General features: G+C 65.1%; 18 protein-coding genes. 4 read left to right on the top strand and 14 right to left on the bottom strand.

Going from position 1 to position 19873, the window contains the following annotated elements:
* Positions 1 to 3: 3 nt before the first annotated feature.
* Complete coding sequence (locus ACQR1B_RS33745; RefSeq protein WP_434835273.1) at positions 4 to 738, bottom strand: cytochrome c biogenesis CcdA family protein; 735 nt, start codon at positions 736 to 738, stop codon at positions 4 to 6.
* A gap of 398 nt (positions 739 to 1136) precedes the next feature.
* Positions 1137 to 1409 carry a hypothetical protein gene (locus ACQR1B_RS33740; RefSeq protein WP_434835274.1) on the bottom strand — a complete coding sequence of 91 codons (273 nt, stop codon included), beginning with the start codon at positions 1407 to 1409 and terminating at the stop codon, positions 1137 to 1139.
* Between the two features lie 498 nt (positions 1410 to 1907).
* Between ACQR1B_RS33740 and ACQR1B_RS33735 the strand changes: the two genes are divergently transcribed.
* The 3 genes from ACQR1B_RS33735 (at position 1908) to ACQR1B_RS33725 (ending at position 4863) form a co-directional block, all read left to right on the top strand.
* Entirely contained in the window at positions 1908 to 3155 is a 1248-nt protein-coding gene (locus ACQR1B_RS33735) for a LysR family transcriptional regulator (protein ID WP_434835275.1), read from the top strand.
* Positions 3156 to 3162: 7 nt separating this feature from the next.
* Positions 3163 to 3558: a helix-turn-helix domain-containing protein gene (locus ACQR1B_RS33730; protein WP_006611929.1), complete on the top strand. Its 396-nt coding sequence runs from the start codon at positions 3163 to 3165 to the stop codon at positions 3556 to 3558.
* A gap of 495 nt (positions 3559 to 4053) precedes the next feature.
* Positions 4054 to 4863 carry an enoyl-CoA hydratase gene (locus ACQR1B_RS33725; protein WP_434835276.1) on the top strand — a complete coding sequence of 270 codons (810 nt, stop codon included), beginning with the start codon at positions 4054 to 4056 and terminating at the stop codon, positions 4861 to 4863.
* Here the strand turns inward: ACQR1B_RS33725 and ACQR1B_RS33720 are convergent.
* From ACQR1B_RS33720 to ACQR1B_RS33710, 3 genes are all read right to left on the bottom strand, one after another.
* Positions 4860 to 5939, bottom strand: a complete 1080-nt coding sequence (locus ACQR1B_RS33720) for an isocitrate/isopropylmalate dehydrogenase family protein (protein ID WP_434835277.1) — start codon at positions 5937 to 5939, stop codon at positions 4860 to 4862. The two genes, ACQR1B_RS33725 and ACQR1B_RS33720, sit on opposite strands and share 4 nt — an antisense overlap.
* Positions 5940 to 6076: 137 nt before the next feature.
* Positions 6077 to 7144 carry an alcohol dehydrogenase gene (locus ACQR1B_RS33715; RefSeq protein WP_434835278.1) on the bottom strand — a complete coding sequence of 356 codons (1068 nt, stop codon included), beginning with the start codon at positions 7142 to 7144 and terminating at the stop codon, positions 6077 to 6079.
* Between the two features lie 235 nt (positions 7145 to 7379).
* On the bottom strand, positions 7380 to 8549 hold the full coding sequence (locus ACQR1B_RS33710) for a CaiB/BaiF CoA transferase family protein (RefSeq protein ID WP_434835279.1): 1170 nt from the start codon (positions 8547 to 8549) through the stop codon (positions 7380 to 7382).
* Positions 8550 to 8789: 240 nt separating this feature from the next.
* Between ACQR1B_RS33710 and glgA the strand changes: the two genes are divergently transcribed.
* Positions 8790 to 10205 (top strand): glycogen synthase GlgA, encoded by a 1416-nt coding sequence (gene glgA, locus ACQR1B_RS33705; protein WP_434835280.1) that lies wholly within the window; start codon positions 8790 to 8792, stop codon positions 10203 to 10205.
* Between the two features lie 296 nt (positions 10206 to 10501).
* Here glgA and ACQR1B_RS33700 read toward each other — a convergent pair whose 3' ends face one another.
* The 9 genes from ACQR1B_RS33700 to ccoN all read right to left on the bottom strand — a co-directional run bounded on the left by ACQR1B_RS33700 (position 10502) and on the right by ccoN (position 19843).
* Positions 10502 to 11653, bottom strand: coding sequence for a DUF3734 domain-containing protein (locus ACQR1B_RS33700; RefSeq protein WP_434835281.1), 1152 nt, complete (start codon positions 11651 to 11653; stop codon positions 10502 to 10504).
* 231 nt (positions 11654 to 11884) lie between these two features.
* The gene (ccoS, locus tag ACQR1B_RS33695) at positions 11885 to 12070 is read right to left on the bottom strand and encodes a cbb3-type cytochrome oxidase assembly protein CcoS (protein WP_434835282.1); all 186 of its coding nucleotides are present in this window, start codon (positions 12068 to 12070) and stop codon (positions 11885 to 11887) included.
* Positions 12061 to 14262, bottom strand: coding sequence for a cation-translocating P-type ATPase (locus ACQR1B_RS33690; RefSeq protein ID WP_434835283.1), 2202 nt, complete (start codon positions 14260 to 14262; stop codon positions 12061 to 12063). Before ACQR1B_RS33690 ends, ccoS begins: the two co-directional genes overlap by 10 nt.
* Before the next feature lie 13 nt (positions 14263 to 14275).
* Positions 14276 to 14776 carry a FixH family protein gene (locus ACQR1B_RS33685; protein WP_434835284.1) on the bottom strand — a complete coding sequence of 167 codons (501 nt, stop codon included), beginning with the start codon at positions 14774 to 14776 and terminating at the stop codon, positions 14276 to 14278.
* Positions 14777 to 14794: 18 nt separating this feature from the next.
* Positions 14795 to 16291: a cytochrome c oxidase accessory protein CcoG gene (gene ccoG, locus ACQR1B_RS33680; RefSeq protein ID WP_434835285.1), complete on the bottom strand. Its 1497-nt coding sequence runs from the start codon at positions 16289 to 16291 to the stop codon at positions 14795 to 14797.
* Between the two features lie 97 nt (positions 16292 to 16388).
* Entirely contained in the window at positions 16389 to 17261 is an 873-nt protein-coding gene (gene ccoP, locus ACQR1B_RS33675; RefSeq protein ID WP_434835286.1) for a cytochrome-c oxidase, cbb3-type subunit III, read from the bottom strand.
* A 6-nt stretch (positions 17262 to 17267) separates the two neighbouring features.
* Positions 17268 to 17432 (bottom strand): CcoQ/FixQ family Cbb3-type cytochrome c oxidase assembly chaperone, encoded by a 165-nt coding sequence (locus ACQR1B_RS33670; protein WP_015668233.1) that lies wholly within the window; start codon positions 17430 to 17432, stop codon positions 17268 to 17270.
* Between the two features lie 18 nt (positions 17433 to 17450).
* The gene (gene ccoO / locus ACQR1B_RS33665) at positions 17451 to 18185 is read right to left on the bottom strand and encodes a cytochrome-c oxidase, cbb3-type subunit II (protein ID WP_434835287.1); all 735 of its coding nucleotides are present in this window, start codon (positions 18183 to 18185) and stop codon (positions 17451 to 17453) included.
* An 11-nt stretch (positions 18186 to 18196) separates the two neighbouring features.
* Complete coding sequence (gene ccoN / locus ACQR1B_RS33660; protein ID WP_434835288.1) at positions 18197 to 19843, bottom strand: cytochrome-c oxidase, cbb3-type subunit I; 1647 nt, start codon at positions 19841 to 19843, stop codon at positions 18197 to 18199.
* Positions 19844 to 19873 lie beyond the last annotated feature (30 nt).

Raw genomic sequence — 19873 nt, 5'->3', positions numbered from 1 at the left:
GCGTCAGCCGAACTTCTGCAGCGCCGGGAAGGTCTCGAGCAGCCAGATGCTGAAGGTCGATACCGCGCCGGTGAGAAAGCCGATGCCGGTCGCGATCATCAACACGCCCATGGCGCGCTCGACGTTCACGAGGTGGCCGCGCATCCGCATGAACAACGCCGAAAACTGCTCGATCATGAAGGCCGCGACCAGAAACGGAATGCCGAGGCCGGCGGAATAGATGGCGAGCAGCCCGGCGCCGCTGGCGACGGTGGATTCTGCAGCCGCGATCGACAGGATCGCGGCCAGGATCGGGCCGATGCAGGGCGTCCAGCCGAACGCAAAGGCAAGCCCCATGACATAGGCGCCCCACAGGCCGACCGGCTTCGGGATCGGCAGCCGTCCCTCGCGCATCAGGAATGCGATCCGCGTCAGGCCGAGGAAATGAAGGCCCATCACGATGATCACGATGCCGGCAAGGATCGACAATTGCTCGGACCAGGCTCGGATCAGACCGCCGATCAGGGACGCGCTCGCCCCCAGCATTACGAACACGGTGGAGAAGCCCAGCACGAACAGCGCGGCCGAGATCATCACGGCGCGGCGTGATGCGGACGGCGCCTCCTCACTCTCGATATGCTCGATCGTCGCGCCGGTGAGATACACCAGATAGGGTGGAACCAGCGGAAGGACACACGGCGACAGGAAACTGACCAGGCCGGCGATGAACGCCGCCGGAATCGATACGTTCTGGATCATGCGAGTCCCGCGATACACCCCATGAGCGGCGTCCTGACGCCGGGGCACGATGCTTCATGCCGCCGATACGGGGAATACGCAACAGAGGCGCCGAAGTTACGGCCGATGCCGACGGTCGCAGACCGCCATGATCGAGAGGACAAGGCCCGAGAACGCGAGCTTGTGACGAGACCTTATGACAGGAGACTAGGGCGAGCCGCTCTTGGACCAGCCCCTGTTGCGCGAACGATCCGCCCTCGGCCACCCCTCGGGCCCATGATCAGCGCGATGCCGCGGTCATCCTTGGCGTGCGATCTCGCTGTTCACGTCGAGCGCGATGGACCCGCGGCGCATATCACGCGCGATCACGGCATATCACGAATGCATCAAATGCACTGTTGTGCACATAGCGAACCGTGCTATTTCACTACCCGGAGTAGCGGCTGGCGATGTTGCCCCGGCTGCGGCTTCGCATCGCGCAATTTGTCTGGGTTGTCAGATTGAACCATCTCATCGCAAAGCGACTTCAAGTCGTCTTCGCTCAAACGGTTCAGCTTCATGCGCAGATCGAGGATCGCTACCGAAATCAAATGCGCCGATTCGCGATTGCCGGTCGCGACGAGCGTCGCGCGGCATTGCTCCAACGTTGCAAGCACGGCAAACATCTGGTCGTCTGAATTGGCCACGGTCATCGTTCCGTTCTAGCGTGCGGCGAGATGGAGCGGAGCAAGTCCCGACTCGCGGATGGCTTTCAAATACGTCATCTGTTGCTCCTCTGCGCGCTTCTCATCCAACTCCATCGCGCCCTGCGCCCGAAGTTGTCGTCGGCCCGCCCTGGCCCGCCTCCGTATCGATAAGTCCCCGTGCGAAGCCGCACGATCGAACACCTGCATTCGATGAGTCAGCGCCAGCGTCCATTCACCAAGATAGCATGACCCATGGCCATCTTCGAATACCAATTCACCGTGTTCCGGGCAAAAACCGTCGATGTTCGGCCCGATTCGCGCTAAGCGTGTCCTCGGCCTATATCGTGTGTATCCCTGCGGGTCCGTAGGCGGTAAGGCGATGCTGCAAGGCTGTGAAGCCGAAAGACTCATCTCGAGCGTCAATGTCTCAACCAATCCCATGGCATCAGTTGTGCCATATTCCGTAGTTTATCGGTTTCACTCTAGCAGGCGGAGAGAGCTTGTATGCGCGTTGTGGCGGAACGGGGCGTTCCTCAGAAGGAACGCCAGGAGCTAAATGCCCCCCATGCGACATTGGCTCCGGCCGTGCATGGAGACTCGTCTGCCGCGGCAGGGACGAGCGGCGAGCAGGTACGCGAGGGTGGCGACGAGGCCACTGCAGCGATGCCGCCCAGCAAGGCGGCCGCGCGTTCCGCGGCCAGCCGTGCCGCCGGCGGCAAGGCTGCCCTCAGCAACAAGGCGGCCGTGAGCAAATCGGCGCTGGCAAGTCTGACGGACTGGGACGCCGCGCGGATCTTCCTCGAGGTCGTCAGGGCCGGCAGCTTTCGTTCGGCAGCAGAACGTCTCACGCTCTCGATCAATGCCGTGCGGCGACGCATCGATGATTTCGAACGGCAGATCGGCGCGACCCTGTTCACGCGCGACGTTCACGGCGCGCGCCTGACCGACGAGGGCGCGTTGGTGGTCTCGGCAGTCGAGCGCATGGAAGCCGCCTCGTTCGAGCTGCTGCGTGCGGGCGATGGTCTCGCCGGCGCTGCGTCCGGCGAAGTCCGCGTCGCGGTGACCGAGGGCCTCGGCACCTTCTGGCTCGCGCCACGGCTGGTCGAGTTTCAGCAGAGTTTTCCGAACGTGATGGTCGACCTGTACTGCGCGATGCGCTCGGCCGACGTGTCGCGTCACGAGGCCGACGTCGCCATCCATCTGTCGCGGCCGGCGGCGCTCGACGTCAAGCTGGTCCGGCTCGGCCGCATGCACCTGATGTGCTTTGCGAGCGAGAAATATCTGGAAATGTATGGTGTTCCAAAGACGATTGACGAGCTGGCGAAACACCGGCTGGTTCTGCAAGTCGCGGATGAAGCCGCAGCCAATGCCGCTTTCGCCACCATTTTTCCCGGTTTCGAGCAGCGGGACCTGATCGCAATGACGACCAACGTCTCCAGTGCCAATTACTGGGCCGTCGCCCACGGCGCTGGTATTGGGGTATTCCCAACCTATGCGAGCGCGCTTGGTGGGAAAATTATACCTCTGGAGGTTGATCTGAAATGGTCTTACGATATTTGGCTGTCATACCACGCCACGACAGGTCGCATCCCTAGGGTGCGGCACATGATCGACTGGCTGGTGGAGGCTTTTAACCCTGGCAAATACCCGTGGTTTAAGGACGAATTCATCCATCCACAGCAACTTAAAACAGTATATATGGGTGAACCCCTGACCCATCTCTTCGGGGGATTTCCGATGGAAGGACGGTAAGACCAGTATGAATAAATCAGCGGCAAAGAAGATGAAGCAGCGCAGTGCCGGCAAACCCGACATTGAGCTTGGCAAGCGCATTCGCCTGCGGCGGGTGGAGCAGAAGATCTCGCAGGCGGAGCTTGGTGAAAAGCTCGGCGTGAGCTTCCAGCAGGTCCAGAAGTACGAGAAGGGTGTCAATCGTGTCGGCGCTGCGCGTCTGCAGCAGATCGCCACCGCGCTCGACGTGCCCGTGACGTTCTTCTACGACGGCGACAACAAGGCCCGTGAGGTCGAGAGCCTACTGTTCCTGGACAGCGCCTTCAGCCTGCGGTTGCTACGTGCCTACAGCAAGATCAAGGACCAGACGGTTCAACGTCAGCTGGTGTCCTTGATGGAGTCGATCGCAGCGAACGAGGAATAGTCGAGGCTGTCTGATCATTCAGACAAGCCACCTCGTGATGGGTATGGGCCATCGTCGCTCGAGGGCGCAACTTGGGGGCGCCAGGCGCTCAGCCGGCTCGGGCGAGTCCGCGGTTTCGGCCCTGCGGGCCGAACGATCGATATGGCCGGTCATCCGGCCCCTCTCGTCCGCCCAGCAATGGCTGCGCGGTACGAGGATTCGTCACCTCTCGCGACCTCATTTGCCGTCATAGGAAGTGGCGGCATGCCGTCGTTTTCGCCCGGCGCGCCTGGCAGGCGCCCGTCCGGACGCTCGTGTTTCAAACCGCGTCTTCCGCCGTTGCAGGCATCCAGCCGTCGCCGCGGTGCCTCCGAACCACTTGGCTTCGTTACCCCTGATACGGCAGGCCTCGACTGCGTTGATCCGGCTTGGCCGCTGATCCGGCGTTGACGTCGCATCGGGCGCGGTGGACGATGGGTCGCCTGCCCTGCCCCGCCGTCCGGATTTGTAACCAGCATGCGTGAAGCTCCCACCGCCTTCGCCGATGGCAAGATCCTCATGACCATCGATGATCGGGTCGGGATCATCACCTTCAACAATCCCGACAAGCGCAATGCGATGTCGCTGGAAATGTGGGAGGGCCTCGGTCAGGCGCTCACCGCCCTGCGTGACGATGCCGAGATCCGCGTCGTGGTGCTGACCGGGGCGGGCGACAAGGCTTTCGTGTCCGGCGCCGACATCAGCCAGTTCGAGCAGAGCCGCAACAACGCCGAGGCCTCCGAAGCCTACGCGCAGCGGAGCGCCGCCCAGCGGGCGCTGCTCGCGACCTACCCCAAGCCGACCATCGCCTGCATCCGCGGCTTCTGCCTCGGCGGCGGCCTGCAGATCGCGATGCTCGCCGACATGCGCTTTGCGGCCGAGGACTGCCAGTTCGGCATTCCCGCCACCAAGCTCGGCATCGCCTATGGCCATGAGGGCCTGCGCCACCTGGTGTCGCTGGTCGGCCCGTCGCAGGCCCGGCTCCTGCTCTACACCGGGACGCGGATCGATGCCCATGAGGCGCTGCGGATCGGCCTGGTCGACCGGATGATGGCCAATGACGACCTGATGCCGGCCACGCTGGACACCGCCCGCACGATCGCCGGCAACGCCCCGCTGGCGGTCCAGGCCGCCAAGATCACGATCGCCGAAGTGCTGAAGGACGAGAGCCGCCGCGACATGGCTGCGATCAAGCGGATCCGCGACACCTGCATGGATTCGGAGGATTTCCGTGAGGGCCGCCGCGCCTTCATGGACAAACGCGAGCCGGTGTTCAAGGGACGCTAGAGCGCCGCGAGCACCGCTTGGGTCACCTCGGCGGTGCCGGCGCTGCCGCCGAACTCGAACGGCTTGAGACCTGCGGCATAGACCTTGTCGACCGCCTGCTCGATCCGCTGGGCGGCCTCGGCGGCGCCCTCGATGCCGCGGGTGTCTGCCAGCCAGTCCAGCATCATCGCCGCCGACAGGATCATCGCGGTCGGGTTGGCCTTGCCCTGCCCCATGATGTCGGGCGCGGTGCCGTGGCAGGGCTGAAACACCGCATGCGTATCACCGATGTCGGCCGACGGCGCCATGCCCATGCCGCCGACGAGGCCCGCAGCGAGATCGGACAGGATGTCGCCGAACATGTTTTCGGTGACCAGCACGTCGAAGTCCCACGGCCGCTTCACGAGCATGAGGGCACAGGCGTCGATGTAGAGGCGATCCGTCGTCACATCTGGATGAAGCTGAGCAACCTCGTCGAAGATCTTGCGGAAGTAGGCGAAGGCCTTGAAGACGTTGGCCTTGTCGACGCAGGCTAAAGTGCCGGAGCGGCCGCGCGCCTTGCGCCGCGCCGCGACCTTGAAGGAGAAGTTGAAGAGTCGCTCCGAGGTCTTGCGGGTGATGACGAGGGTCTCGCGCGCCTCTTCATGTGTCACCACACCTTTGCCCATCGAGGCGAACAGGCCTTCGGTCGACTCGCGAATGACGACGAAGTCGATGCCTTTGCTGTCGGCGCCGACGATCGGGCTCGGCACGCCCGGGATCAGCCGCGCCGGCCGCACGCCGGCATAGAGGTCGAAGTGAAAGCGCAGCTCGATCTGCGGCGCGATCTCGGTGTCGTCGGGATAGCGCACCGACGGCAGGCCGCAGGCGCCGAGCAGCATGGCGTCCGCCCCCTCGCACAGCCGGAGCGTGGTGTCGGCGATGGAGACGCCAGTCGCGAGATAATTGTTCGCGCCGGCCTGGGCCTCGGTGAAACGCAGCGACAGGCCGGCCTTGGCCTCGACCTTGCGCAACACTTCAAGCGCAGGCGCCATGACTTCCGGTCCGATGCCGTCGCCGGGGAGGACTGCGATGTGGAGTGCATTGGTCGAGGGCATGGGACGCTTTCGAAGACAGGGATGCAAGACACCGTCTTGCCCGGGCTCGCCCCGGACATCCACGACTTTCGAGCGATGCGACACCAAAGACGTGGATGGCCGGGTCAAGCCCGGCCATGATGGGTACAGAGCAAGGACTACGGCGTCAGCACCGCGCGACCGACCAGCTGGCCTTTCTGCAGCTCGCGCAGCGCATCGTTGGCCTTGGCGAGCGGCATCGGGGTCACCGGGATCGGCGCGATGTGCTTGGTGCGGACGAGGTCGAGCAGCTCCTTCGTCTCGCGCAGATTGCCGACATAGCTGCCCTGGATCGTGACCGCCTTGATCGGGATGAGCGGCAGGGCCCACGGCGAGCCGCCGCCGAACAGGCCGACCATGACGAGCTTGCCGCCCTTGGTCAGGCAGTCGAAGCCGAGCTGGGCGGTGGCGGCATTGCCGACCAGGTCGATCACGGCCCGGATCGGCTCGCCTGCCGCCTTGTTCAGCTGCTCCAGCGCGTCCGGCGCCTTGCCATCGACCGCCGCCAGCGCGCCGGCGGCCAAGGCCGCCTCGCGCTTGCGCGCATCGATGTCGACGACGATCGCGCCCTTGCCGCCCATCGCCTTCAACAGCGACAGCGCCATCAGCCCGAGGCCGCCGGCGCCGAAGATCACGATCGGCGTATCGAAATCCTTCTCGACCTTCTTGAGCGCGCTGTAGGTGGTGACCCCCGAGCAGGCATAGGGCGCGGTCGTGACCGGATCGAGCCCCTCGAGGTCGATCAGATGGCGCGGATGCGGCACGGTCATGTGATCCGCATAGCCGCCGTCGCAATAGACGCCGAGCGAGGCCGGCTTCAGGCACATGTTCTCGTCACCGGCGAGACACGTCGCGCATGTGCCGCAGCCGATCCAGGGATAGACCAGCGCGACGTCGCCGACCTTCAGTCCGCCCTTCTCGGCTTCGGTGACATCAGGCCCGAACGCCACGATCTCACCGGCGCTCTCATGCCCCATGGTCCGCGGCAGCGACACGCCGCGATCCCTGAGCGACAGCGGCTTGCGGCCGTGGCCGAGATCATAGCCGCCCTCCCAGATGTGCAGGTCGCTGTGACAGACGCCGGCGGCCTTGACCTTGATCAGCACCTGCTTGCCGAACGGCTGCGGCGTCGGCTCGTCGACCTCGGTCAGCGGCGCATTGAAATCGGTGACCTTGAAGCTCTTCATGCTCTCACTCCCGTGGTCCGGTCGACTGGCAGGACCGGACGGCGCATGACGGGACGAGCGGCCACGGCTTGCGCAGGGCAAGCGTGCCTCGACATCTCCTCCCGGCAGGAGCGCGTCCGGCGGATCCGGACTGTTCTTGCGATGCCGGGAACATTGGCTGGAAACGGGCGCAGCAGCAAGGCCGCCCGCCCCGCTCGCGATCATGGCTGCCCTGCAGCCTTTTGCCTCACCGCACTCAGTGTTTGCCGGGCGCGATCACTCCCGCCTCGCGCAGGATGTCCGCCGTGTGCTCGCCCAGGCTTGCTGCCCGCGGACCCGCCGCGACCCGCGCCTCCGACATCCGGAACGGCAGGTTGACGACCTTGAAGCTGCCGGCCGCATCCTCGACATCGGCCAGCGCTCCGCGATGCGCGATCTGCGGATCGGCCAGCGCTTCGGCGACGCTGCGATAGGCCGAGCTCGGCACCCCGCCCGCATTCAAGCGGTCCAGGCATTCGGCGACGCTGAGCCGTCCCGACCACGCCTCGACGCCATCCATCAGCGCGCCCCAGTTTGCCCGCCGGTCGGAATATTTCGCAAACCTGGGATCATCGACCCAATCGGCTTGGCCGATCACGGACATCAGGTTCTGGAACGTCTTCTCGCTGGCGATGGCGATCATCACATAGCCGTCGCGACACGCCGCCGGACCGAAGGTCGGCCGCGACGGCTGCGCCACGGTAAATTGCGACCATTGGACCTCGTTCAAGGTCAGGCTCAGCATCGATTCCAGCATCGAGCAGTCGATGTGCTGGCCGCGCCCGCTGCGCTCGCGCTGGTACAGGGCCGATGCGATGGCGCCGAAGGCGTAGGTGCCGGTCACCACGTCGGCATGATAGATGCCGCAATAGTCCGGCCGGCTGCGCCCCGGCTGATAGGAGAGATGCGCCATGTCGTAGCCGGAGGCGGCATGGATCACCGGGGCGTAGGCGGGAAGTTCCGCCGACGGCCCGGTCTGGCCATAGCCCGAGATCGAGCAGTAGATCAGCCGCGGGTTGAGCGCGCTCAGAGCCGCAAAGTCGAGGCCGAGCCGTTGCATCACGCCGGGCCTGAAATTTTCGACCAGGACATCGGCCGCTGCAACCAGCCGGCGCACCGCGCCGACCCCGTCGGGCGACTTGAGATCGAGCACGACGCTCTTCTTGCCGACGTTGAGCTGGCCGAAAGCCGTGGAGCAGCCATGACGGACCGGGGGCCGGGTGCGCATGGTTTCACCTTCGACTGACTCGATCTTGATCACTTCCGCCCCCATATCTGCGAGCATGCGTGCACAGTGCGGACCGGCGATCGTGGTGGAGAAATCCAGGACGCGCAGCCCCGCGAAGCATCCTGTCAAACGGCTCTCATCGTTCCCAGCTAGACTCAAGAGCGCAACTCCCTCGTGGCGTTTCTCTGTTTTCCGCAGACCGAAGCCGGCCATGTCCACTTCGTCTTCGCGATTAACGAAGCGTAAGCCATCGGGCGCGGCGCGCTGGGAGTCTAGATCGAACCATTCGATGTCGAAAGCGTTTGGCCAATCGCCGTGAAGCGGCACCGCTTTCTTTCATGACTGAATTTGGACCTTTTCTTGCATAGGGCGAACATGGGGCTTGATCGAGGACATCTCTTGCGGGTTCTGTTCGTTACAACCGAAATGGACGACTTCGTCCGGGTAGGCGGACTGGCGGCCGTTTCAGCCGCACTTCCCAGAGCACTGCGCTCACACACCGACGTCAGGATCATGTTGCCCGGCTACCGGGACGTGGTCGAACAACTCACCCATATCGAGATCGTCGGCCAATGCCCCGCGCTGGCAGAGATGCCGGCATGCGCACTCGGCCGATCGTCGACGCGCGACGGCCTGCCGGTCTATGTCCTGCTCTGCGACGAGCTCTACGACCGGCCGGGCAACCCTTACGGCGACGAGAGCGGCCAGGACTGGGCGGACAACGACATCCGCTTCGGCCGGCTCGCTGCGGCTGCGGCCGAACTCGCCGCAGGCACCCTGGACAAGAACTGGGCAGCGGATCTCGTGCACGCCAATGACTGGCAGGCGGCGCTGGTTCCGGCCTATCTGGCCTGGCGCGGGGTCGACGTGCCGTCGATCCTCACCATCCACAATCTGGCCTATCAGGGCCTGTTCCCGCGCGATTCCCTGCGCCGGATCGGCGCACCGGAATCCTCGTTCCACATCGACGGGCTAGAGTTCTACGACAAGCTCTCGTTCCTCAAAGGCGGGCTGATCTATGCGTCGCATCTGACCACCGTCAGCTCGACCTACGCCAGGGAGATCACCACCTCCGAGCTTGGCTGCGGCCTCGAGGGCCTGTTGCGTCAGCGCTCCAATGCGCATGAGCTGACCGGCATCCTCAACGGCATCGACGAGAGCTGGGACCCGCGCTACTGCCAGCAATTGGCGCAGCCCTTCGCCGCCGGTGACTGGCAAGGCAAGAAGGCCAATGCCGATTACGTCCGCAAGCAGTTCGGGCTGGCGGTCTCGCGCGGCCCGATGTTCGGTATCGTTGCGCGACTGGTGCACCAGAAGGGCATCGATCTCGTGCTGGAAGCCGCCGACGAGATCGTCGGCGCCGGCGGGCAGATCGTCGTCACCGGCACCGGCGAGCCTTCGATCGAGCGCGCGCTGATGGAGGCCCATCGCCGCCGGCCGGACGCCATCGGGGTCGCAATCGGCTTCAACGATGCGCAGGCGCGGCGCATCTTCGCCGGCAGCGACTTTACCCTGATGCCGTCGCGCTTCGAGCCGTGTGGGCTGAGCCAGATGTATGCGCAGCGCTTCGGCTCGCTGCCGATCGGCCACCAGACCGGCGGCTTGGCCGAGACCATCACCGACGGCGAGACTGGCTTCCTGTTCGAGAAGCCGTCGGCGGAATCGTTTCTCGGCGGCGTCAAGCGCGCCTTCTCCGCCTTCACCAGCACCGAACGGCTGAACGCGATGCGCCTGTCGGCGATGGGGCGCTCGTTCAGCTGGGACCTGTCGGCCGCCTGCTACAACGCGCTGTACCGGAGAATGCTGACGTCGTAGCTCGCATATGTGGCGACATGCGGGGAACGCGACGCCTCCCCCCCGGATGTCGCTGCGCTCATCGGGGCCACGTCGACACGAGAAAAGCCCGGACAATGTCCGGGCTTTTTCGTCGACGCCTCGAGCCGAGACCACTTACGCCGCGCGCACCGCTTCGAGAAAATGGCCGACCTCGCGCTTGAGACGGTGGGAGTCGCCGGCGATTCCTGCGTCGCGGCCTGCCCCCCAAGATCTGCTGCGAGATTTCTTCGGCGACCGTCGCCCATGTACGCAGCCGCCTCCGACAGGTCGGCCACCTAGTCACTGGTCATCGACTCCGACGGCGGCTCATGCAGCACCACGCCGGACAGCGGATCGAACGTACCGGTCCAGGGCATCCGCTCCAGCACCGATCGCGTGTGCTGATAGCCGGCATTCCAACGTGCAGAAATACCTCTCGCGCTGAAGTCGATGTCCTTGGTATGACTCTCGCGATCGAGTTGCGGCGCCAGCAGTTGGACGACATGCATCCGCGTCTGGCAGCCGTAGCTGACGAGATCGCGAACGGCAGGATCATTCCGAACCGAGTCCGGCAGGTACGCGGCGAGCTGGTTGATGACGTGACGCAGCCGGTGCGTCTGCTGCTGGCGGGCAGTATGGCTCGCGATCCGGCTCGCATACTGCACGTCCTTGTGCCGGTTGAGCACCTCCGCCATCGTGGTTGGCTCCGCGCCTTGCGGATTCCACAGATTGACCGCGAAGATCACGGCGTCCTTGCGCGGGTTGTCGTCGAACACCACCTCGGTCGGCGTATTCGAGAGGATGCCGCCATCCCAATACAATTCGCCGTCGATGCGGACCGCCGGAAATGCCGGCGGCAGCGCGCCGGAGGCGAGGATGTGACGCACGTCGAGCGTGCCGTCGCGGCTGTCGAAATAATGCATTCGGCTGGTGCGGACATGCGCGGCGCCGACGGTCAGCCGCAGCCCGCCATTGTTCACGAGATCGAAATCGACCAGCTGCTGCAGGGTGTCGCGCAAGGGAGCGGTCGCGTAGTAGCCCGCCTGTTCGGCACCGAGCGGATAGGATTCGCCGGCATGCGCCAGCGCGTTGGGGCGAAAGAAGCCGGGAACGCCTTGTGTCACGGTCGTCCAATACGACAAGCGCTCGTTGAGATCGGGAAACGCCGTCCGCACCGTCCAGGCGGGCTGGCGGTGCATGCGCTTCCAGAACTCCCGAAGCCGCGCGATCCGTTCCTGCACGGGGCTACCGGCGATCAGGCTTGCATTGATCGCACCGATCGACGTGCCGATGACCCAGTCAGGCTCCAGACCAACCTCGTGCAGCGCCTGATAGACGCCGGCCTGGTAGGATCCGAGCGCACCGCCGCCCTGCAGCACCAGCACCACCTGTCCGGGGATCTTGCTGCGATCGATCGTCGTGCGTGCCGCGCCGCCGGCCTCGGTCATGTCTGCGCTCCGTCCACGTGCCGTATTGGTCCATTCGCCAATCCTACGACAGTGTTACGCCATCCTGCCATCGATGTTGCGACACCAGCGCGCCATGGGCGGAGCGCATGGCTGCGACGGCCGGCGCGACCTCCCGATCAGTGAATCCAGGAGCCGGCCCGCGGGTCGCAGCTAACAGCACCGCGCGCCATCAGTTGGGGATGTCCGGTCGTGTTTCGAAAGGCCAGGCGCTCAGGACCGGCTCGGCGCCACCTCGGGCTGAGCCGGCGGCACCGCCTCGTCGTCATCGGCGATGGCGCGCCAGGCCGCACCTTCGAGATCCTCGTACTGACCGCTCTTCAGCGACCAGAGGAAGCCGACCAGGCCGGCAAGGCCGAGCGCCAGCGCCAGCGGCACCAGAATGATCATCACTTCCATGACGAGGCCTCCCCGGCGACCTTGCGGGCGCGCAGCGCATTCAGCATCACCAGAATCGACGAGCCCGACATCGCGGCCGCCGCGATCAACGGGGTGACGACGCCGCTGATCGCCAGGGGCACCGCGAGGACATTGTAGCCGACCGCGAGCCACAGGTTCTGGCGCATCAGATGCAGCGCCTTGCGCGCGTAGTCGATCGCGGCCAGCACCGGCGTCAGGGGACGGCCGAGGAAGACGAGATCGGCGGTGGCCTGGCTCAGATGCGCAGCCGAGATCGGCGACATCGAGACATGGGCGGCGGCGAGCGACGGCGCATCGTTCATGCCGTCCCCGACCATCATCACCTTGACGCCGGCACGCTTCAGCTCCTCGATGCGCGCGATCTTGTCGGCCGGCGTGACGCCGGCACGCCATTCGCCGATGCCGAGCGACTTGGCGGCGGCGGCCACCGCGGCTTCGCGATCACCCGAGAGAATTTCGACCTTGATGCCGCGCCGCTGCAGACCGGCAATGATGGTCGCGGCGTCCGGGCGCAGGCCCTGGCGCACGGAGAAGAGGAAGGCTTCGTTGCCGCGCCGGAAGGCAACGATCGAGGCCTCGGGATCGACGTTGCTGTTCTGCGCAACCAGCGCCTCGGCGCCGCAGAAGGACGGCCGGCCCAATCGGATCTCCACGCCGCCGACGACGGCGCGAACACCCTGCCCCGGCTCCTCCGTCGCCCCCATCAGCGGCGAACGCGCCCTGGCGGCCTGCGCCACCGCGGCTGCCACCGGATGATGGCTCGACAGCGCGAGCTGCCCGGCCAATGCGAATACATCGGCCGGAATATCCGCGGCGTTGACGACCTCCAGCTCCGGAAGCGTCAAGGTGCCGGTCTTGTCGAAGATGACGTGATCGGCTTCGGCGAGGCGCTCGATCGCGTCGCCGGCATTGAGCAGCACGCCGGATTTGAACATCGCGCCCGACGCCACGGTCTGCACCGTGGGGATCGCGAGACCGAGCGCGCAGGGACAGGTGATGATCAGCACCGCGATGCCGGTCACGATCGCATCGTGCCAGCTCGCGCCGGCCAGCACCCAGCCGAGCACGGTGAGCGCCGCTGTCGCATGTACTACCGGCGCATACAGCCGCGAGGCACGGTCGGCGAGGCGCATGTAGCGCGAGCGCGCCTGCAGCGCGTTGTCGAGCAGGCGCGTGATCTCGGCGAGCAGCGTGCCTTCCGCCGCGGCCGAGACTCGAACCCGCAGCGTGCCGGAAATGTTGAGCGAGCCGGCATAGACGGCGGTGCCCTGCTCGGCCGGCACGTACAGCGTCTCGCCGGTGATCAGGCTCTGGTCGATCTCGGAACGGCCCTCGACCACGACGCCGTCGACCGCGCAGCGCTCGCCGGGCCGCAGCAGCACGAGATCGCCGGCGCGGACGGCCGCGACCGGCACCTCGGAGATCTCGTCGGCGCCGATAAACTTGGTCGCGGTCTCCGCCTTCAGCGCGGCGAGATTGCCGGCCACCGCCCGCGTCCGCCGCCGCATGTTCTGGTCGAGATAGCGGCCGACCAGGAGGAAGGTCAGCAGCATGATCGCCGCGTCGAAATAAGCATGCTCGGCATGATGGAAGGTCTCGACGACGGACATGCCGAGCGCCAGGATCACGCCGATGCAGATCGGCACGTCCATGTTGACGTTGCCGTTGCTGATCGCCCGCCACGCGGAGCGGAAGAACGGCTGGCCGGCATAGGCCGCCGCCGGCAGCGCGATGACCGCCGACAGCCAGTGGAAGAAGTCGCGCTGCTCCGGCAGCATGTCGCTGACGTTGCCGGACCAGACCGGGATCGACAGCATCATCACGTTCATGGTGGCGAACGCCGCGACACCGAGGCAGCGCAGCAGGAAGCGAGATTCCTCGGCCTCGGTGGCCTCCGCGCTCGCCTTCTCGAACGGATAGGCCTTGTAGCCGAGCTCGGCGAGGCGATCGATGAATTTGGCCGGATCGAGCGTGCCCTGTTTCCATTCCAGCGCGACGCGGCGATCGGTGAGATTGACGCGCGCCAGCGTCACGTCGGGCAGCGCCGACAGGCCGCGCTCGATCTTGGCCATGCAGCCGGCGCAGCTGACGCCTTCGACCGCGAGGTCGATATGCTTCAGCCCCGCCCCGAGATCCTTGACGTAGTGGGAGAAGTCGCGCGTCACATGCATGGTCGCAATTCCCTTAGTTCAGCAGCACGCGATTTTTGGACATGAACATGCGCCGGCCGCTGGAGTCGCCTTCGAGCACGAGGTCCCACTGACCGGGCGCGATCGCTTCTGCCGTGCCGCGATAGATGCCGCTGCCGACCTCGGCGAGGGCGACGTCCTGATCGGCGCGCTTGTCGGCGGGACGCTCGAGCCGGCCCTGGAAGGTCAGGCCCGACACCGGATTGCCGCTCGCGTCGCGCGCATTGACCTGCAGGATCGCGGCGCCGCCCGCGGCGCGTTCGATATGCGCTTCGACCTGCCAGCGCCGCTCGTCCTGGGCGCGCGCGGCCGCGATTTCCTTCTCGTAGGCGAGGCTGGCGCTATACGGACTGTCGACCTCGGTGCCCGGCAGGGTCGAGATCGCCATCTTCATCATGTAGGCGTTGACGCCGATCACGGTGCCGAAGAAGGCGAGGAGCATCGCCAGCACCATGCCTCCGGTCAGCGGCTTGGATCGTTCGGAACGGCTGGCCATGGCAAACTCCTTGGGATCTCACGGGCTGACGAAGTTGTCGGTGGCCGACGCGACGACGCCGAGGCCGATGTCGGTAACGAAGAACTTCACCGGGATCGACTTCGCAGGATTGCTCTCCTCGGGCGCGGTCACGAGCAGGCGCAGTTCCTCGGTCTGGTCGCGGCCGATCACGATCATCGGCCGGTCGGGCGTCACCGAGTCCGCGCCGACGACATGGACGGTCGCGTTCACCGGCCCCTCGATGTCGATGGCGATGACGCGGTCGAAGCCGTGCTTGTTGAGCACGCGCACCGTATAGGCATTGCGGATCGAGCCATCGGACAGCTTGATCGCGATCGGATTGCGATCATGCAGCACGTTGACGTCGAGCAGCGACCGGGTGGCCAGCTTGTAGACCATCGCGCCGCCGACCACCGCGATGATCGCGGCGTAGGTGACCGTGCGCGCACGCACGAGCTTGTAGATCGGCGCCTTGCCGTCCTGGCGGCGATGGATGTTGATGTCGTTGTCATAGCCGATCAGCCGCGTCGGGCGGCCGATCTTGGTCATGACCGTGTCGCAGGCGTCGATGCACAGGCCGCATTGGATGCAATCCATCTGCGATCCGTCGCGGATGTCGATGCCGGTCGGGCACACGGCCACGCATTGCTTGCAATCGATGCAGTCGCCGGCCGGCTGGCCGAGCGCACGCAGTTCGGCGGCCTTCTTGACCGACATGCGGTTCTCGCCGCGATCGTAGCGGTAGGTGACGTTGAGCGCCCATTCGTCGGTCAGCGCCGCCTGGATGCGCGGCCACGGGCACATGTAGACGCAGACCTGTTCGCGCATGAAGCCGGCCAGCGTATAGGTGGTTGCGGTCAGGATCGCGATCCAGATGTAGGCCAGCATCGGCCCCTGGAAGGTGACGAGCTCCTTGACCAGGGTCGGCGCGTCGCTGAAATACAGCACCCAGGCGCCGCCGGTCCACCAGGCGATCATCAGCCAGATCGAGTGCTTGAGCACGAGTTCGGAGATCCGCTCCAGCTTCATCGGGTCGCTGGAAGCGTCCTTCTTCATGCGCTCGCGCCGGTCGCCCTCGATCAGGCGCTCCACGGCGTAGAACAGGTCGGTCCAGACCGTCTGCGGACAGAGATAGCCGCACCAGATGCGACCGCCGATCGCGTTCATCAGGAACAGGCCGATGGCGGCGATGATCAAGAGGCCGGTGAAATAATACACCTCCTGCGGCCACAGCTCGATGAAGAAAAAATAGAAGCGGTGGTTGGGGAAGTCGATCAGCACCGCCTGGTCGGGCGCGCCCAGACCGCGATTCCAGCGCACGAACGGCAGGAAGTAGTAGACGCCCAGGCAGAAGCCCATCAGGCCCCATTTGATACGGCGGAAGGTGCCCGAAACGCTCTGCGGATAGACCTTCTTCGTGGGCGCGTACAGCGGACCGTAGTCGTCCACCGGCTGCAGAACTTGCGGCTGCGCCTCTTGAGGCTTCAGGTCGTCGGGTTTTACCGTAAGGTTCATGGCTGGGGTCTTCTCGCAGTTGCGGCCGAAGGTATGCCCACCTCCGGCCGCTCAGTTGATCCAGCTCAATTGGAAGGAAAGTTCCGTTGGATTTCCGTTACTTTCCCCCGCCCAGCGAGTGGACATAGACCGCCATCGCCTTGATCGTGGTCGGGTCGAGACGGCCTTCCCAGGCCGGCATGACACCGGCGCGACCATTGGTGATGGTCTCGATCAGGGTCGCCTCGTCCGAGCCGTACAGCCAGATCTTGTCGGTCAGGTTCGGCGCGCCGACCTCCGGATTGCCCTTGGCGTTGTCGCCATGGCAGGCGGCGCAGTTCTCGGCGAACACCTTGGCACCGGCCTTGGCGTCGTAGCCGGGCCGGGTCGGCAGGCCCGCCAGCTCGCGGACGTAGTTGGCGACCGTGACGATCTCCGCCGGCTTCAGGACACCGTCCTTGCCGAAGGCGAGCATCTGGCCTTCCCGGGTCTTGGGATGACCCGAACGGACGCCGTACAGCAGGGTCTGCTGGATCTGCTCCAGCGAGCCGCCCCACAGCCAGTCGTCGTCGTTCAGGTTCGGGAAGCCCTTGGCGCCGGCCGCACCCGTGCCGTGGCAGGCGGCGCAGTTGTCACCGAACACGGTCTTGCCCTTGGCGCGCGCCAAGGCGAGCATGGCCGGATCCTTCTCGATGTCGGCGAGCGAGGCGGTGGCCAGCGCCGCCATCTTGGCGCCGCGGATCTTCTCGAGATTGGCGAGCTCGACCGCCACGTCCGCGCGGGACGAGTAGCCGAACAGGCCCGCGGTGTTGCTGGAGATGGTCGGCCAGGCCGGATACACGATCCAATAGCCGATCGCCCAGACGATGGTGATGTAGAAGGTGATCACCCACCACCGCGGCAGCGGGGTGTTGAGCTCCTTGATGCCGTCCCAGGCATGGCCCGTCGTGGCCGTGCCCGTGACGCTGTCGACTTCGTTATGGTCAGCCATGATGAATTACTCCTCGCGCAACGGCATGCTCGCCGCTTCGTCGAAAGCGGCCTTGTTGCGAGGCCAGAGGGCGTAGGTCACGATCGCGATGAAGATCGCGACGAAGATCGGTGTCCACAGCGTCGTCACGAGGGACGACGCGATGTTTTCGACTGCAATGATGGGCTTCATGATGCTCGCCTCTCGATCTCAGCGCAGATTGGCTTTTTCGTTGTAGATCTTGAAGTCGACCAAGGTGCCGAGCATCTGCAGGTACGCCACCAGGGCATCCATTTCGGTCGGTGCGCCCGCCTTGCCGTCGAAGTTGCGCACCACCGCCTTCGGATAGCGCTTGGTGAGCGCCTCCGCGCCGGCGCCGTCCGGATCGACCTGGGCCTTGAGGTCGGCGGCCGCATTGGCGATCTGGTCGTCGGTGTAGGGCACGCCCACCGCCCGCAACGTCTTCAGGTGATCGGCGACGTTGTCGGCGCTGAGCTCGGTCTCCTTCAGGAAGGGATAGCCGGGCATGACCGATTGCGGAACGATGGCGCGCGGGTTCGCCAGATGGGTGACGTGCCAATCGTCGGAGTACTTGTTGCCGACGCGGGCAAGGTCCGGACCCGTGCGTTTGGAGCCCCATTGGAACGGGTGGTCGTACATGCTCTCCGCGGCGAGCGAGAAGTGGCCGTAACGCTCCACTTCGTCGCGCAGCGGACGAACCATCTGCGAGTGGCAGAGATAGCAACCCTCGCGGACATAGATGTTGCGGCCGGCGAGTTCGAGCGGCGTATACGGACGCACGCCGTCGACCGCCTCGATCGTGCTCTTCAGGTAGAAGAGCGGAGTGATCTCGACGAGGCCGCCGATCGCGATCACCAGCAGGATGCCGATGACCAGGATGATCGAGTTCTTCTCGAAGACTTGGTGTCGTTGCCAGAATGACATGGTTGGATACCTCACTCCGCCGGCTGAAGGGCGACGGGCGACTGAACTTCCGCCTCACCGACACGGACCGTCATCCAGAGATTGTAGGCCATGATGAGTGAGCCGATCAGGAACAGCGCGCCACCGGCGGCACGGATGATGTAGAAGGGATGCATCGCCTCGACGGTCTCGATGAACGAGTATTCGAGGAAGCCGAGCGCCGTGTAGGACCGCCACATCAGGCCCTGCAGGATGCCCGAGACCCACATCGCGGAGATGTAGAGCACGATGCCGAGCGTGGCCGTCCAGAAGTGCCAGTTCACGAGCTTGAGGCTGTAGAGACCCTTGCGGTTCCAGATCCAAGGCACGAGGCAGTACAGCGCGCCGAAGGACACGAAGCCGACCCAGCCGAGCGCACCGGAGTGCACGTGACCGATGGTCCAGTCGGTGTAGTGGCTGAGCGAGTTGACCACCTTGATCGACATCATCGGACCTTCGAAGGTCGACATGCCGTAGAAGGCGACCGAGACGACCAGCATGCGCAGCACGGGATCGGTCCGCAGCTTGTCCCAGGCACCGGACAAGGTCATCAGGCCGTTGATCATGCCGCCCCAGGAGGGCATCCACAGCATGATCGAGAAGGTCATGCCGAGCGTCTGCGTCCAGTCCGGCAGCGCCGTGTAGTGCAGATGGTGCGGGCCGGCCCAGATGTAGAGGAAGATCAGCGCCCAGAAGTGGATGATCGACAGCCGGTAGGAATAGACCGGCCGCTCCGCCCGCTTCGGAATGAAGTAGTACATGATGGCGAGGAAGCCGGCGGTCAGGAAGAAGCCCACCGCGTTGTGGCCGTACCACCACTGGAACATCGCATCCTGCACGCCGCCCCAGGCGATATAGGACTTGGAGCCGAAGAACGACACCGGCAGCGCCGGGTTGTTGCCGAGATGCAGCACCGCGATCGTGACGATGAAGGCGAGGTAGAACCAGTTCGCCACGAAGATGTGCGGCTCCTTGCGCTTGATGACCGTCACCAGGAAGACCAGCAGATAGGTCACCCAGACGATCGTCAGCCACAGGTCGGAGTACCATTCGGGTTCGGCATATTCCTTGCCCTCGGTGACGCCGAGCAGATAGCCCGTGCCCGCGATCAGGATGAAGAAGTTGTAGCCGATCACCACGAACCAGGGCGCGAGATCGCCGGCGAGCCGCACGCGGCAGGTCCGCTGCACGACGTAGAACGACGTCGCCAGCAGCACGTTGCCGCCGAAGGCGAAGATCACCGCCGAGGTGTGCAGCGGCCGCAGGCGGCCGAAACTGGTCCAGGGCAGATCGAAGTTCAGCGCCGGCCACGCCAGTTGCGAGGCGATGATGAGGCCGACGGCGAAGCCGGCGATGCCCCAGAACATCGCCATGAACGAGGCGAACTTGATCGGGCCGAGATTGTAGTTCGGCCGGCCGTTGATCTCCTGCGCCGGCAGCTGGCCGCGCTCGAAATAGCGGTTGAGGATGAAGAAGACGGACGCCGCGCTGGCGGCAGCCGCGAGCGAGGCGTGGAACGCGAAGGCCGTATCCAGTGCCTTCGCCGCGGCGAAGACGCACAGGAAGGCGGTAACGGCGAAAATGAGCGACAAGCCGCTCTCGCCGATGGTCATGGATTTTGTTGTTGAGGACGCGCTCATGCGGAATCTCGCTGAAAGAACACGAGACCA

The sequence above is a fragment of the Bradyrhizobium oligotrophicum genome, from assembly GCF_051168495.1.
Classification (GTDB): domain Bacteria; phylum Pseudomonadota; class Alphaproteobacteria; order Rhizobiales; family Xanthobacteraceae; genus Bradyrhizobium; species Bradyrhizobium oligotrophicum_A.
Note: the sequence above shows the minus strand (reverse complement) of the source record. Positions and strands in the feature narration are given on the sequence as shown.

What these genes read in the sequence shown, in the direction of transcription:
- ACQR1B_RS33745 (WP_434835273.1), bottom strand. Translation starts at nt 738, where the DNA reads ATGATCCAGAACGTATCGATTCCGGCGGCGTTCATCGCCGGCCTGGTC.
- ACQR1B_RS33740 (WP_434835274.1), bottom strand. Translation starts at nt 1,409, where the DNA reads ATGACCGTGGCCAATTCAGACGACCAGATGTTTGCCGTGCTTGCAACG.
- ACQR1B_RS33735 (WP_434835275.1), top strand. Translation starts at nt 1,908, where the DNA reads ATGCGCGTTGTGGCGGAACGGGGCGTTCCTCAGAAGGAACGCCAGGAG.
- ACQR1B_RS33730 (WP_006611929.1), top strand. Translation starts at nt 3,163, where the DNA reads ATGAATAAATCAGCGGCAAAGAAGATGAAGCAGCGCAGTGCCGGCAAA.
- ACQR1B_RS33725 (WP_434835276.1), top strand. Translation starts at nt 4,054, where the DNA reads ATGCGTGAAGCTCCCACCGCCTTCGCCGATGGCAAGATCCTCATGACC.
- ACQR1B_RS33720 (WP_434835277.1), bottom strand. Translation starts at nt 5,939, where the DNA reads ATGCCCTCGACCAATGCACTCCACATCGCAGTCCTCCCCGGCGACGGC.
- ACQR1B_RS33715 (WP_434835278.1), bottom strand. Translation starts at nt 7,144, where the DNA reads ATGAAGAGCTTCAAGGTCACCGATTTCAATGCGCCGCTGACCGAGGTC.
- ACQR1B_RS33700 (WP_434835281.1), bottom strand. Translation starts at nt 11,653, where the DNA reads ATGACCGAGGCCGGCGGCGCGGCACGCACGACGATCGATCGCAGCAAG.
- ccoS (WP_434835282.1), bottom strand. Translation starts at nt 12,070, where the DNA reads ATGGAAGTGATGATCATTCTGGTGCCGCTGGCGCTGGCGCTCGGCCTT.
- ACQR1B_RS33690 (WP_434835283.1), bottom strand. Translation starts at nt 14,262, where the DNA reads ATGCATGTGACGCGCGACTTCTCCCACTACGTCAAGGATCTCGGGGCG.
- ACQR1B_RS33685 (WP_434835284.1), bottom strand. Translation starts at nt 14,776, where the DNA reads ATGGCCAGCCGTTCCGAACGATCCAAGCCGCTGACCGGAGGCATGGTG.
- ccoG (WP_434835285.1), bottom strand. Translation starts at nt 16,291, where the DNA reads ATGAACCTTACGGTAAAACCCGACGACCTGAAGCCTCAAGAGGCGCAG.
- ccoP (WP_434835286.1), bottom strand. Translation starts at nt 17,261, where the DNA reads ATGGCTGACCATAACGAAGTCGACAGCGTCACGGGCACGGCCACGACG.
- ACQR1B_RS33670 (WP_015668233.1), bottom strand. Translation starts at nt 17,432, where the DNA reads ATGAAGCCCATCATTGCAGTCGAAAACATCGCGTCGTCCCTCGTGACG.
- ccoO (WP_434835287.1), bottom strand. Translation starts at nt 18,185, where the DNA reads ATGTCATTCTGGCAACGACACCAAGTCTTCGAGAAGAACTCGATCATC.
- ccoN (WP_434835288.1), bottom strand. Translation starts at nt 19,843, where the DNA reads ATGAGCGCGTCCTCAACAACAAAATCCATGACCATCGGCGAGAGCGGC.